This is a genomic window from Rhizobium etli CFN 42 (assembly GCF_000092045.1).
In the GTDB taxonomy this organism is placed as follows: domain Bacteria; phylum Pseudomonadota; class Alphaproteobacteria; order Rhizobiales; family Rhizobiaceae; genus Rhizobium; species Rhizobium etli.
In genome coordinates this window covers 1,026,910-1,039,856 of record NC_007761.1, presented here as the reverse complement: position 1 = coordinate 1,039,856, position 12,947 = coordinate 1,026,910, and the positions used below count along the sequence as shown (strand labels likewise).

13 protein-coding genes are annotated in these 12,947 nt (G+C 63.3%); 11 read left to right on the top strand and 2 right to left on the bottom strand.

Annotated features, from left to right (window positions below):
- The first annotated feature begins 9 nt into the window (after nucleotides 1-9).
- A complete protein-coding gene (locus RHE_RS05005; protein ID WP_011424336.1) occupies nucleotides 10-453 on the top strand; it encodes a hypothetical protein in 444 nt (147 codons plus the stop codon).
- Between the two features lie 112 nt (nucleotides 454-565).
- Here RHE_RS05005 and RHE_RS05000 read toward each other — a convergent pair whose 3' ends face one another.
- Entirely contained in the window at nucleotides 566-1,462 is an 897-nt protein-coding gene (locus RHE_RS05000) for a LysR family transcriptional regulator (RefSeq protein WP_011424335.1), read from the bottom strand.
- 117 nt (nucleotides 1,463-1,579) lie between these two features.
- On the opposite strand from RHE_RS05000, the gene RHE_RS04995 reads away from it, so the two are divergent.
- From RHE_RS04995 to RHE_RS04960, 8 genes are all read left to right on the top strand, one after another.
- Nucleotides 1,580-2,965 carry an MFS transporter gene (locus RHE_RS04995; RefSeq protein WP_011424334.1) on the top strand — a complete coding sequence of 462 codons (1,386 nt, stop codon included), beginning with the start codon at nucleotides 1,580-1,582 and terminating at the stop codon, nucleotides 2,963-2,965.
- Between the two features lie 157 nt (nucleotides 2,966-3,122).
- Complete coding sequence (locus RHE_RS04990) at nucleotides 3,123-3,812, top strand: HAD family hydrolase (protein ID WP_011424333.1); 690 nt, start codon at nucleotides 3,123-3,125, stop codon at nucleotides 3,810-3,812.
- Between the two features lie 317 nt (nucleotides 3,813-4,129).
- Complete coding sequence (locus RHE_RS04985; RefSeq protein WP_011424332.1) at nucleotides 4,130-4,843, top strand: c-type cytochrome; 714 nt, start codon at nucleotides 4,130-4,132, stop codon at nucleotides 4,841-4,843.
- Between the two features lie 2 nt (nucleotides 4,844-4,845).
- Nucleotides 4,846-6,096 (top strand): cytochrome c, encoded by a 1,251-nt coding sequence (locus RHE_RS04980; RefSeq protein ID WP_011424331.1) that lies wholly within the window; start codon nucleotides 4,846-4,848, stop codon nucleotides 6,094-6,096.
- Nucleotides 6,097-6,103: 7 nt separating this feature from the next.
- Entirely contained in the window at nucleotides 6,104-6,271 is a 168-nt protein-coding gene (locus tag RHE_RS33400; protein ID WP_042118016.1) for a hypothetical protein, read from the top strand.
- A complete protein-coding gene (locus tag RHE_RS04970; protein ID WP_011424330.1) occupies nucleotides 6,271-6,828 on the top strand; it encodes a cupredoxin domain-containing protein in 558 nt (185 codons plus the stop codon). Before RHE_RS33400 ends, RHE_RS04970 begins: the two co-directional genes overlap by 1 nt.
- The gene (locus RHE_RS04965; protein ID WP_042118014.1) at nucleotides 6,818-8,440 is read left to right on the top strand and encodes a b(o/a)3-type cytochrome-c oxidase subunit 1; all 1,623 of its coding nucleotides are present in this window, start codon (nucleotides 6,818-6,820) and stop codon (nucleotides 8,438-8,440) included. The genes RHE_RS04970 and RHE_RS04965 overlap by 11 nt, the downstream gene beginning before the upstream one ends.
- Nucleotides 8,440-9,258, top strand: a complete 819-nt coding sequence (locus tag RHE_RS04960) for a c-type cytochrome (protein WP_011424328.1) — start codon at nucleotides 8,440-8,442, stop codon at nucleotides 9,256-9,258. The genes RHE_RS04965 and RHE_RS04960 overlap by 1 nt, the downstream gene beginning before the upstream one ends.
- 43 nt (nucleotides 9,259-9,301) lie before the next feature.
- Here RHE_RS04960 and RHE_RS04955 read toward each other — a convergent pair whose 3' ends face one another.
- Nucleotides 9,302-9,949, bottom strand: a complete 648-nt coding sequence (locus RHE_RS04955) for a hypothetical protein (protein ID WP_187331726.1) — start codon at nucleotides 9,947-9,949, stop codon at nucleotides 9,302-9,304.
- Between the two features lie 262 nt (nucleotides 9,950-10,211).
- On the opposite strand from RHE_RS04955, the gene thrC reads away from it, so the two are divergent.
- Both thrC and RHE_RS04945 read left to right on the top strand, forming a co-directional pair.
- On the top strand, nucleotides 10,212-11,636 hold the full coding sequence (thrC, locus tag RHE_RS04950; RefSeq protein WP_011424326.1) for a threonine synthase: 1,425 nt from the start codon (nucleotides 10,212-10,214) through the stop codon (nucleotides 11,634-11,636).
- 3 nt (nucleotides 11,637-11,639) lie between these two features.
- On the top strand, nucleotides 11,640-12,935 hold the full coding sequence (locus RHE_RS04945) for a M16 family metallopeptidase (RefSeq protein ID WP_011424325.1): 1,296 nt from the start codon (nucleotides 11,640-11,642) through the stop codon (nucleotides 12,933-12,935).
- The last annotated feature ends 12 nt before the right edge of the window (nucleotides 12,936-12,947 follow it).

The window sequence follows — 12,947 nt, the reverse complement described above, 5'->3', positions numbered from 1 at the left end:
GAGACGCCAATGAAACCGATCAACCTTATTGCAGCCGCCTCGATCGCGCTGCTCGCTTCCACTTCGGTCGGTCTTGCAGAGGAATGCAACGCGGCCGGAACGGTCGGAACCGCCGGAAGCGCTTCGGCCGGAGACACCTCGGCAAGCTCGGTCGGAACGGCCGGCGCCTGCCGGACTGACGGCGGCACGACGTCCTCGATCGGATCGGGAGGCAGTGCCGCGACCGTAGACGGCAACGCGCAGAGCAAGACGCATATCAATGACAATGGCGACAAGCTCAAGGCGCAGACCAAGGCCCAGGCGGTCGACAAGGGGACGTTCAGCAAGTCCCGCACCAAGACCAGCACCGATGGCGACACGCTGCAAAGCACGACCCGCACCATGTCGCATGTGCCCGGCGAGAAGCCGCTCAAGAGTACCACCACCAAGAAAATCATCCTGCCGGAACAGTAGGTTAGATGGGCTCGGCGCAATCAGCCTTCGGGGTCAGGTGAGCCCGCCTCGAAGCGCTTGCTGATATCTGCGTCTCGGTGAAGAGCTGGACTCTGACCGGCCCGTGTTCAGTTCATCGAGTGTGGAACGTCTCAAAGATAAGCGCCCTCAGCCAGCGATGAGCGGGATCCGCGTCCATGCGCGGGTGCCAGGCCTGGACGATGTTGAAACCCGGCACGGCGACCGGCAGGTCGAAGGTTCTGATCTCTCTCATGGCGCCGGATTTGCAGTAAGACTTCGGAACCGAACCGATCAGATCGGATGCGGCTGCAACCGCGATCACGGCCGGGAAACTTGGCACGATCAGTCTGGCGTCCCGATGCAAGCCCAGTTCACCGAGCGCCCTGTCGACTGGACCGGCATAGTCCGCCTGCGTCGAGAAGAGCACGTGGCCGCAGGCGGCATAGCGCTCGGCCGTTATCCGGTCTGCCTCGAAGATCGGATGCCCCACCCTTGCGACGCCGACGAACCGATCCTCGAAGAGGCTCTGGCAACGCAGCTCGCCGCTGTCGCGCGGGAGCACGCCGATGTCCAGATCTATCGCCGCCTCCCGCAATGCCTGAACGTCCTTGTCGGATCTCGGCGCAAAGCGAAGCCTTATTCCCGGCGCGGCATTCGTCACCGCGGCGCTCAGATCCGCGGCGTAGAGAAGCACGAAGGCTTCATTGGCGCGGATCGTGAAGTGGCGCCGCACCTCCCGAATGTCGACGGTCGACGGCGGGCTCAGCACCGCTTTCACAGCGTCTTTCAACAGATGCACGTCTTCAGCAATAGCCAGGGCATGGGGTGTGGCAACCATGCCGCGGCCGGCCGGCACCAGGATCGGATCACCGAGCGCAGTCCTCAAGCGTGACAGTGTCCGGCTCATGGCGGACGTGCTGAGGCCAAGCCGGCGGGCGGCAGCCGATACGCTCTGTTCGGCCAGTAAAGCATCCAGCGCGACGAGAAGATTCAGATCGAGATCAGACATGGCGCGATCCTATCAGACATGGCGTCACACGCAAATGAGCATTGCTTCCGTTGCGTCTGGCGCAACGTGCCGGCCAGGGCTAACTAGTCTCTATCCCAGGCACACCGAGGATTTCCCATGTCTCTCACCTACATCGCAACCGTTTCTCAAGAAGGTCTGGCGCCGCCCCGACGCTATCTGGCGGTCGCCCTCCTGCTCCTGGCGGTTGTTCTCGTCGTATTGGATGGAGCGATCGCCAATGTCGCCTTGCCGTCGATTGCGCTCTCGCTGCAGGCGGAAGCGGATAACACCGTGTGGGTCGTCTCGGCCTACCAGCTGGCCGTGCTCGTCGCCATTCTTCCGTGTGGTGCGCTTGGCGAGATCTACGGCGCCCGGCGGGTCTTCCTGATCGGCGTCGCGCTGTTCACCGCGGCTTCCGCAGCCTGCGGACTGGCGGGCGACCTGCCGTTGCTGATCCTTGCGCGTTTCGCCCAGGGCCTCGGCGCGGGCGCGATCATGGCGCTGGCGATGATGAACCTGCGCCAGGCCCAGCCCCAACGCATGCTGGGTCCGATCATCGGCATCAATGCCATGGTCATCGCAATTTCCTCCGCCGCCGGCCCGGGCATTGCCGGCGCCATCCTTTCCGTCACGACCTGGCCTTGGCTGTTTGCGGTCAATATACCGCTCGGCGTCATGGTTCTCCTCGGCGGCGGCCTGCTCGGCCATGTGGAGGGCGCCAAGCGGAAGCTGAAGGCGAAGGCGTTGCTGGCCAATACGCTGATGTTCATCCTGTTCTTCTCAGGCGCCGACCGGATCGCCACCGCGCCCGTCAGCGGTGCCGCCCTCATCGCCGCCTCACTCGCCTGCCTGTTCGGCCTGCTGCGTCTGGAACGAAACAGTGACGTACCTCTGTTTCCCACGGATCTGCTGGCGGCGCCGGCATTCCGCATGGCCGTAATCGCCTCGGTATCCTGCTTCTGCGGACAGATGCTGAGCTACATCGCCCTGCCCTTCTACCTCCAACACAGGCTGCACATGACGCCGGTTGTGGCTGGCCTCTACATGATGCCCTGGCCTGCCGCGACGGCAATCATCGCGCCGATCTCGGGACGTCTGGCAAACCGGGTCAAGACGTCATGGCTTTGCGCAATCGGCGGGGCGCTCATGGCGCTTGGCCTTCTGGTGGCCGGTCTCACGCCGCCCGACCCGAGAGGTATCGGATTTCTCGTCGGAACGGTGATCGCCGGCCTCGGTTTCGGACTGTTCCAGACTCCCAACAACCGAATTCTGCTGCTGTCGGCACCAAAAGCCAGAAGCGGTGCGGCAGGCGCCATGCAAGGGACTGCGCGGCTTCTCGGCCAAACCGTGGGCGGGGTCTCGATGTCGATCATTTTCGCAACGCTGCCATTGTCGGCGGCGCTGAACGTCGCGGTCGCCATTGCAGCCGGCTGCACGACGATCGCCGGCCTGGTCAGTCTGAGCCGGGCTCGTTACGAAATGGGGCAGGCTGTAGCGGCCTGAACTGCGCGCTTCTTGGGCGTCCGGCGACAGTGGTTTCACGGAGCCGGTCGCCTGCCGCATCGCAGCCATGCTTGCGATCAGGTTGAGCTTTGCCCGGTCATCGTGTAAAGCCGCAGCATCCCCGGACAAGACCAGATTTCCAGCAAGGCGTGAACATATGGAAGGCTTCGACCTCATCATCTTCGACTGCGACGGCGTTCTCGTCGATTCCGAGATCATCGCCGCGGAGGTCGAATCCGCGCTGTTGACGGACGCCGGATATCCGATCGGCGTCGAGGAAATGGGCGAGCGTTTCGCCGGCATGACCTGGCATAATATCCTGCTGCAGGTCGAGCGCGAGGCCAGCATCCCGCTCTCGGCCTCACTGCTCGAAAAGTCCGAGAAGCTGCTCGACATCAGGCTGGCGAACGACGTCAAGGCGATCCCAGGCGTCGAATTCGCCGTCTCCAGGCTGCCAATGAAGCGCTGCATCTGCTCGAATTCGAGCACGAAGCGGCTCGACATGATGCTGGGCAAGGTCGGCCTGAAGCCGCTATTCGCACCCAACATCTTCTCGGCCAAGGATCTCGGCGCCGACCGCGTCAAGCCGAAGCCCGATATCTTCCTGCATGGCGCAAGCCGCATGGGCATCTCTCCCGACAAGACCGTCGTGGTCGAGGATTCCGTCCACGGCGTGCACGCCGCTCGCGCCGCCGGCATGCGCGTCATCGGCTTTACCGGGGCCTCGCACAGCTACCCCGCCCACGCCGACAAACTGACCGATGCCGGCGCCGAAACGGTGATCTCGCGCATGAACGACCTGCCGGGCGTCGTTGCTGCGCTGGCTGCCTGGGAAGGCGTGCTTTAGGGTTTAGGCGCTGAGCCGGCCCCGCGGGCCATCGCGCCCACCCCCGGGAACGAGGAATAACATGCGGCAATTCCAATAATCCCTGCGCGTCCGCGCTCCTTGCCGCACACGCTCCCCCACCCCGCCGTCCTCGTTTCACCCAAGGACGCATGCAGAGACAGAACTCTGGTCGGTGGAAACCCTCTCGGCAACGACGCTTCTCCGACATCAGCGTCAGCGCCGCTGAAATGAATTTCTCGCCTTGAACGTTTGCTTCCCCGCCACATCTCTCGGACGGGGATATTTTCTTTCCGTCTCATGCAGCCCGGAGGAAACATATGTTCGCGAGAGGGGTCGTCCTGACCGGCTTCCTTTTCCTGCTGGGTGCAAGCGCCGGCTCCGGGCAGGAGGGAAAATCCTACCCTGCCGACATGGCAGAGCGGGTCCAGGCCTGTACGCCCTGCCACGGCGTTCAAGGAAAGGGCACGACGGATCCCTATTTCCCGCGTCTGGCCGGCAAGCCGGCCGGCTACCTGTTCAACCAGCTAGAGGCGTTCAAGAGCGGACGGCGGAAATATCCGCCGATGAATTATCTGCTGGCCTTCCTCACCGACGACTATCTCAGGCAGTTCGCTGATTATTTCGCCGACCAGCGCCCAACGCTTCCCGAAAAAAGCCCAACCGAGGTCAGCCAGGCCGTGCTCGATCACGGCCACGCGCTGGTGACGCAGGGCGACCTCGACCGTGCAATCCCGGCCTGCGCAAGCTGTCACGGCGGCTCGCTTACTGGGCAGTCTCCCGGCATCCCAGGGCTCCTCGGGCTGAGACCAAGCTATATCAGCGCCCAGCTCGGCGGCTGGCGCTACGGCACGCGCACCGCCAAAGCGCCGGACTGCATGCAGCTGGTAGCGGGACGTCTGACCGAAGACGACGTGCGCGCCGTCGCCGCCTATCTCGCGGACCAGCCTCAGCCTTCCGATCCCGCTCCGTCGCCGGCGGGATCCTACGCGCTGCCCTTCGCCTGCGGCAGCCAGCCCGAGGGAGGCAAGTAGCCATGCGACGGACCACTGCAATCTTTTCGGCAATGCTTGCCCTCGCGGCCACCCCGATGCCGGCTGCCCCCCAGTCGCCCCAGCCTGCGCCACCGGACGTCGTTAAAAAGGGGGAGTATCTGGCGCGCGCCGGCGATTGCGTCGCCTGCCATACCGCGCCGGAGGGCAGGGTGTTTGCCGGTGGCCGAGCGATGCCGACGCCGTTCGGCACGCTCTATACGTCCAACATTACCCCCGACGAGGAGACGGGCATCGGACGGTGGTCATCCGACGACTTCTACAAGACAATGCATCATGGGCGGTTTCCGGATGGCGGACTTCTCTATCCCGCCATGCCTTTCGGCTCCTATACGAAGGTCACTCGCGAAGACAGCGACGCGATCTTTGCCTATCTGAAGGCAATCGCGCCGGTGCATCAGCCGGATCGTCCGCATGAGCTCGATTTTCCCTATAACAACAGGTCGCTGATCCTCGGGTGGCGAACGCTCTATTTCAACGAGGGCGAGTTCAAGCCCGATCCCGGCCAGTCCGAGGAGTGGAACCGCGGCGCCTATCTGGTCGAGGGACTTGGTCATTGCGGCATGTGCCACACGCCGATCAACGCGCTTGGCGGCTCCAGCGAATCCGAAGCCTTCAAGGGCGGCCTCATCCCGATGCAGGACTGGTACGCGCCGTCGCTGACATCGAACAAGGAGGCGGGGCTCGGCGACTGGTCGATCGAGGAGATCTCGGACCTTTTGCAAAAAGGGATCTCGACGCGGGGCGCCGTTTACGGGCCGATGGCCGAGGTGGTCTATAACAGCCTGCAATATATGACCGACGAGGATATTCGCGCGATGGCTGTTTATCTCAAGAGCATCGCCCAGGATGAGCCTGCTCCTCCGCGTCCGTCGGTTCGAACCGAGGAGGCGAGCCTGCTGATCAGCCTCGGCAAGACGGTGTACGACAAGGAATGCGCGAGCTGTCACGGATTCGAGGGAGAAGGCAAGCCGCCGCACTATCCGCCGCTCGCCGGCAACCAGTCGATACAAATGGAATCGGCCGTCAACGGCATCCGCATGGTCCTCAACGGCGGTTATCCGCCGGCGACGATCAAGAACCCGATGCCACACGGAATGCCCCCCTTCGCCGTCAGCCTTTCCGATGACGAGGTCGCCGCCGTGGTTTCCTACATCAGAACTGCCTGGGGCAACCGCGGGACGCCGGTCAGCGCCGCGGAGGCCAACAAGCTTCGTTCCGCTCCCCTGCAGTGAGGCCGCCATGATCAATCCGGAAGATCCTGCCGATAATCCACCCGATCCCCTGGTTCACCGCATCGTGGCGCAGGGGCCGCAGGGCGCGGTCACAGTGGCGGGGATTGCGACGGCGATTGTCTTTCTTCTCTGGATCCTTTTCTATCTCTTGGTATTCGTGCCGAGGAGCGGGTGATGACCGAAATTCACGACGAGGGCGCGACCGTAGCCGAGCGCGTGGAGCGGCGCTGGGCGGCTGTCGCCGTGCTGATCATCGTGTTCCTGGCCGGCATGGCGGCTTTCGCAGGCATCCACCAGGCGACGATGCCTCAGACGACGGTGGAAACCATTGATCCCACCACGATTCATCTCCAGGGCGAGTTCGTGGAATCGAATCTCGGCAGCGCCGTCGGCGCCGACGGCTCCGTCACCGTGCGTGCAGTTGGCCAGCAATATTCCTTCTCTCCGCCCTGCCTCCTGGTGCCCTCGAGAACGCCGATCACCATCCGGGCGACGAGCGCCGATGTGGTGCACGGTCTGCTCGTCCAGGGCACCAACATCAACACCATGCTCGTGCCAGGCTACGTCTCCGTGCAGAAGGCCACCTTCTCTGAGCCGGGCGAGCATCTGATGCCGTGCCAGGAATTCTGCAGCGTCGGACACGAGGGCATGTGGGGAAAGGTGAAGGTCGTCGACAAGCAGCAGTTCCTTTCGGAATTGGCGGACAAGAGGAGGATCTCCTGTGCTCCATAATCGCAGGCTGATCCTGGCTCATTTCTGGCTCGCCTTCGCCGTCTTCGCCGCAGCGCTGCTGCTCGGCGCCTGGCAGATGTATGTGCGTAGTCCGCTATCTCCATGGATCAGCAATCCCGAATGGTACTACCGGTCGCTGACCGCGCACGGCACCGTCATGGGCTATGTCTTCCCGACGCTGGTGGCGATGGCCTTCGGCTATGCGATCAGCGAAACCTCATTGAAGCAGAATCTTGTCGGCCTGCGCTGGGCCTGGGCGGGCTTCTGGCTGATTGCCGTCGGCGCGGTCGTGGCGATGATCCCGGTCGCCCTCGGCCTGGCCTCGGTGCTCTACACGTTCTATCCACCGCTGATCGGCAGCCCGTTCTATTATATCGGCGTGGTGATGGTGGTTCTCGGCTCCTGGATCTGGGTGGCGCTGATGTCGATCAACCTCAGGATCTGGAAGAAAGAGAATCCGGGCACGCCCGTGCCTTTGCCGATGTTCGCCAATGTGGCCGGGTCTTATCTGTGGGCCTGGACCGCCGTCGGCGCGGCGCTCGAACTGCTGCTGCAGATCATTCCGGTCGCACTCGGTTTCAAATCGACGATCGATGCCGGTCTGGCGCGGGTGTTCTTTTCCTGGACCCTGCATGCGATCGTCTATTTCTGGCTGATGCCGACCTATATCGCCTATTACACCATCGTTCCGCGCGCGATCGGCGGCCGGATCTACAGCGACACGATGGCGCGTATCTCCTTCATCCTGTTCCTGGTGGTCGCGATGCCGATCGGCATCCATCATGCTTTCGCCGATCCGCAGGTGGGGGCAGGCTTCAAGTTCCTCCATTCCGTGTTCACCGCTCTCGTTGCACTGCCGACGCTGCTTACCGTCTTTACCATCTGCGCCTCGGTCGAGATCGCGGCGCGGGCGCGGGGCGGCAGGGGCGCCTTCGGCTGGATGGGCGCCCTGCCCTGGCGAAACCCGATGATGCTGGCGGTGACCTTCTCCTTCGTCATGCTTGGCTTCGGCGGTGCCGGCGGGCTGATCAACATGAGCTATCAGCTCGACACGACAATTCACAATACGCAATGGATCACCGGCCATTTCCACCTCATCTTCGGGGGCGCGATCGTGATCATGTATTTTGCGATCGCCTACGATCTGTGGCCCCATCTCACGGGACGTCCGATCGCCAGCCTCGGGCTCGTCAGGCTGCAGCTCTGGCTCTGGTTCGTCGGCATGATCGTGACGACGTTTCCCTGGCACTATGTCGGCATCCTCGGCATGCCGCGGCGCATGTCGTTCTTCGACTATACCGATCCCGCGCTCGCCAATGAGGCGGTTTCGGTGGTGCTCTCAGCGATCGGCGGCGTCATCCTGGCGGCCTCGGGGATTCTGTTCATCTTCATTCTCATCAGTACGCAGTTTTCCCAGCCGCGCCAGATCGAGGACTATCGCTTCGCCCTCGCCGTCCATCCGCCGACAAGGGTTCCGGTCGCGCTCAACAGCTACGGCCTCTGGATCGCGCTGATGATCGGCCTGACGGTCACCAATTACGGCTATCCGATCCTTCAGCTCGCGGCGCGCGACGACACGTCGGTGCCAGCCGTCTATGTCGGAGAAAGATGATGAACGGCGATAACGGCGACAGGCTCACCAGCGTCAGGAACCGATGGACGGTCACGAGCGTGCTGGTCACCGCGGCCGTTTTCCTCATTGCGTTGCTTCTCGGCTTCGTGCTGCTTCCCCGCCTCGAAGCAGGCGAGCAGGTGGCCGGCATTTGGGATTCGATCTGCCGGGCGGCCGGCTTGCCCAGGCGCGGCGAGCCGTCGGAAACGGTGATGCCGAACTACAAGACGTCACTGGTCAAGATCACCTCGGCGGTTCCGCGAGGCAGGAACGAGGATGCGATCGGACGAGGAGCAACTCTTGCCCAGCAATGCGCGATCTGCCACGGCCCGACAGGAGTCAGCCGCGCCGACTCTCCGAATCTTGCCGGCCAGTACGCGAGCGTGATCTACAAGCAGCTCCGCGACTTCAAGGATGGCGTGCGCGTCAACGCTGTTATGACGCCGTTCGCGGTCAAGCTGAGCGAGCGCGACATGCAGGACCTGGCAGCCTACTATTCCTATCTGCCGCGGCTGCCGGGCTTCCACCCTGGCGGCAACCCCGCGCCGAGGATCGTCGTCAGCGGCGCGCCGACCCGGGGGATCGCCCCTTGCGGTTCCTGCCACGGCAGCATCGAGAACAAGCTCGGCAGCCCATGGCTGGAAGGTCAATCGGAGCTCTATTTGAAGACGCAGCTTGAAGCCTTCGTCTCGGGCTCGCGCCAGAACGATATTAGCAGCCAGATGCGAAACGTCGCCCGCGCTATGACGCCGGAGGAGATCGACGAGGCCGCCAGATATTATGCCAACCAGCCGCCGCCTTATCTGGCGGCCGAATGACCGTCATCGTCGGCGGCAAGTCGCTTTCGCGCTGTCTCTGACCTCAGCTGCTCTTCTTGCTTTTCGCCGGCTGGGTGTCGAAGCCGACGTTGACTCGCACCAACGCGCCGGCGCCGACCGGCATCTTGATGCCTTCCTTGCGGAAGATGACCTGCGTGCCCGGTGAGCCGGCCGGGATTTCGGTCGGGAACTTGGTGACCTCTGAATAGAGCACGTTCTCACCATCGAGGATGCTGACGCGGATCGGCAGCGTCACCGGGCCGGGAGCACCGGCCGGGCCGGTGATGAGCCGCAGCTGGGCGACGACGGTCATCGTCAGGTTCGTGTCGTTCAAGGTGCACTGGCGGGTATAGTCGCCGAAGGAGGCCTGGACGACGATCTGCTGCGGATCGTCCTTCTTGCCCTTGGCGTAAGTGCGGAAGATTGCATCCTGGTCACGCATGAAGATCTGCGGGCAGGCGCCCTGGACAACCGGGGCGACGGTGCCCTGCGCCGTCTTGGCCGTGCCGATCGACGGGTTGTTCGAGGACGGGTTGGCCGGCGCCAGCGGCATGATCTGGGCATTGCCGTTCGGCTGGGTCGGCGCCGCCTCCGGCTTGTTGTCGCCGCCGATGCCGAGCGAGTTGCAGCCGGCAAGCAGGGCAACGAAAGAAGCGGAGATGATAAGACGCGAGACCTTGCCGAGCACTATGTTCCACCCTTTGCACAAGCGTTTCTTGGAGGCCCCAGTCTTTTCCGTGAGGCCTTTCACGACGGTTTGCGATGGTCTATATCAGCGGCGCAAACAAAAATCGATTGGGTACGCGCCGTTTTGATGCACTTTTCGCCGCCGGATGCGGGCAACTTCAACAAGATAACGGCGATGGTATGGCCGCAAGCGCAGCCCCTGCCGGTTTCCGGCGGAGCGGCCCACGGCCCGGCCAGGCCGTATTTATTCCAGCGATAGATCAAGGATGACCAACGTGGACTATATCTCGACCCGCGGCGAGGCCCCTGCCCTCGGCTTTTGCGACGCCCTTTTGACGGGACTGGCGCGCGATGGCGGGCTCTATGTTCCCCGCGAGTGGCCGCAGTTTTCGAAGAAGGAAATCCGCGCGCTGAGGGGCAAGACCTATCAGGAAATCGCCTTCACCATCCTGTCGCCCTTCACCAATGGCGAGATCCCCGCGGCGACCTTCCGGGCGATGATCGACGAGGCCTACGGCACCTTCCGTCATCCGGCGATCGCGCCGCTCGTCCAGACCGGGCCAAACAGCTTCGTCATGGAGCTCTTCCACGGCACGACGCTCGCCTTCAAGGACGTGGCGATGCAGCTGCTGGCACGGCTGATGGACTATGCGCTGGAAAAACGTGGGGAGCGGGCGACGATCGTCGGCGCCACCTCGGGCGATACCGGCGGCGCGGCGATCGACGCCTTTGCCGGGCGCGAGCGCACCGATATCTTCATTCTTTTCCCGCACGGCAAAGTTTCGCCGGTGCAGCAGCGGCAGATGACGACCTCGACGGCCGCCAATGTGCATGCGCTGGCTGTCGAAGGCAATTTCGACGACTGCCAGAACCTCGTCAAAGCGATGTTCAACGACGCGGCGTTCCGCGACAAGGTCAGCCTGTCGGGCGTCAACTCGATCAACTGGGCGCGCATCATGGCCCAGATCGTCTACTATTTCACCACGGCGGTGGCGCTCGGCGGGCCGGACCGGAAGATCTCCTTTACCGTGCCGACCGGCAATTTCGGCGATATCTTCGCCGGCTACTGCGCCAAGCGCATGGGCCTGCCGATCGACCGTCTGGTCATCGCCACCAACGAGAACGACATTCTCACACGCACACTGAAGACCGGCCGCTACGACATGAAGGCCGTCAAGGCGACGAGCTCGCCGTCGATGGACATCCAGATCTCATCGAATTTCGAACGGCTGCTGTTCGAAGCCTATGGGCGCGACGCCTCGAAGGTGCGCGCGGCGATGGAAAGCCTGAAGCAATCGGGCGGCTTCGAGATCGCTCCCGAGGCGCTGAAGGTCATCCGCCGTGACTTCCGCGCCGGCCGCGCCAGCGAGAAGCAGGTGGCCGAGACGATCCGCAAGACCCATGCCGAAACCGGCTATCTCCTCGATCCGCATTCGGCGATCGGCGTCTTCGTCGCCGCCAAGCAGGAGAAGCCGAATACGCCGATGGTGACGCTTTCGACCGCCCATCCGGCGAAATTCCCGGCCGCCGTAAAATCGGCCTGCGGTATTGACCCGGCGCTTCCGACGTGGCTTGCTGGTCTGATGCACAGGGAGGAGCGCTTCCAGATCATCAAACCGGAGCTGAAAGCCGTTGAAACCTTTATCGGCCAGCACGCCCGCAGCGAGACGACAGCAGGCGCAGAAAGATAGCCAATGACAGTTGAGTGCACCCGGCTCAAATCCGGGCTGACAGTAGTCACAGAAACCATGCCGCACCTGGAAAGCGTCGCGCTCGGCGTGTGGATCAAATCAGGATCGCGGAACGAGACGGCAGACGAGCACGGCATCGCCCACCTGCTCGAACACATGGCCTTCAAGGGCACGGCGCGCCGTTCGGCCCGTGAGATCGCCGAGGAAATCGAGGATGTCGGTGGCGAGGTCAACGCTGCCACCTCGACCGAAACGACCTCCTATTATGCCCGCGTGCTGAAAGACCACGTGCCGCTCGCCGTCGATATTCTCGCCGACATCCTCACCGAATCGGCCTTCGAGGAGGAGGAGCTGGAGCGCGAGAAGCAGGTGATCCTGCAGGAGATCAACGCCGCCAACGACACGCCCGACGACGTGGTGTTCGACAAGTTCTCGGAGGCTGCCTATCGCGACCAGACGCTCGGCAGGGCCATCCTCGGCACACCGCAGACCGTCGTTTCCTTCACCCCGCAGCAGATCCGCACCTATCTCGGCCGCAACTACACGACCGACCGGATGTTCGTGGTCGCGACCGGCGCCGTCGACCACCAGGAATTCCTGCGCATGGTTGAGCAACGGTTTGCCAGCCTGCCGACGCAGCCTTCGGCGCCGCCAGTCATGGAAGCGGCCCGTTATGTCGGCGGCAGCGTGCGCGAACCGCGCGACCTGATGGACGCGCAGATCCTGCTCGGCTTCGAGGGCAAGCCGTACCACGCCCGCGATTTCTACTGCTCGCAGATCCTCGCCAATATCCTCGGCGGCGGCATGTCCTCCAGGCTGTTCCAGGAAGTGCGCGAATTCCGCGGTCTCTGTTATTCCGTCTATGCCTTCCACTGGGGCTTTTCCGATACCGGCATCTTCGGCATCCATGCCGCGACCGGCGGCGAAAACCTGCCGGAGCTGGTGCCGGTCATCATCGATGAGCTGCACAAGTCGGCCAATGAGATCCACCAGAAGGAAATCGAACGCGCCCGCGCCCAGATCCGCGCCCAGCTGCTGATGGGCCAGGAAAGTCCGGCCGCCCGTGCCGGCCAGATCGCACGGCAGATGATGCTCTACGGCCGGCCGATCTCCAATCCGGAGATGATGGAACGGCTGGAAGGCATCACCATCCAGCGGCTGACCGACCTCGCCGGCCGGCTGTTCTTCGACACGGTGCCGACGCTGTCGGCGATCGGGCCGCTGGAACAGCTCGCGCCGATGGAAGACATCATCGCCTCGCTTTCGGTCCCGGCGCCGAAGACGATGCAGGCCAGCTGAGCCGACGTCCGT

Coding starts and splice junctions, on each gene's coding strand:
- RHE_RS05005 (WP_011424336.1), top strand. CDS start 10: ATGAAACCGATCAACCTTATTGCAGCCGCCTCGATCGCGCTGCTCGCT.
- RHE_RS05000 (WP_011424335.1), bottom strand. CDS start 1,462: ATGTCTGATCTCGATCTGAATCTTCTCGTCGCGCTGGATGCTTTACTG.
- RHE_RS04995 (WP_011424334.1), top strand. CDS start 1,580: ATGTCTCTCACCTACATCGCAACCGTTTCTCAAGAAGGTCTGGCGCCG.
- RHE_RS04990 (WP_011424333.1), top strand. CDS start 3,123: ATGGAAGGCTTCGACCTCATCATCTTCGACTGCGACGGCGTTCTCGTC.
- RHE_RS04985 (WP_011424332.1), top strand. CDS start 4,130: ATGTTCGCGAGAGGGGTCGTCCTGACCGGCTTCCTTTTCCTGCTGGGT.
- RHE_RS04980 (WP_011424331.1), top strand. CDS start 4,846: ATGCGACGGACCACTGCAATCTTTTCGGCAATGCTTGCCCTCGCGGCC.
- RHE_RS33400 (WP_042118016.1), top strand. CDS start 6,104: ATGATCAATCCGGAAGATCCTGCCGATAATCCACCCGATCCCCTGGTT.
- RHE_RS04970 (WP_011424330.1), top strand. CDS start 6,271: ATGACCGAAATTCACGACGAGGGCGCGACCGTAGCCGAGCGCGTGGAG.
- RHE_RS04960 (WP_011424328.1), top strand. CDS start 8,440: ATGAACGGCGATAACGGCGACAGGCTCACCAGCGTCAGGAACCGATGG.
- thrC (WP_011424326.1), top strand. CDS start 10,212: ATGACCAACGTGGACTATATCTCGACCCGCGGCGAGGCCCCTGCCCTC.
- RHE_RS04945 (WP_011424325.1), top strand. CDS start 11,640: ATGACAGTTGAGTGCACCCGGCTCAAATCCGGGCTGACAGTAGTCACA.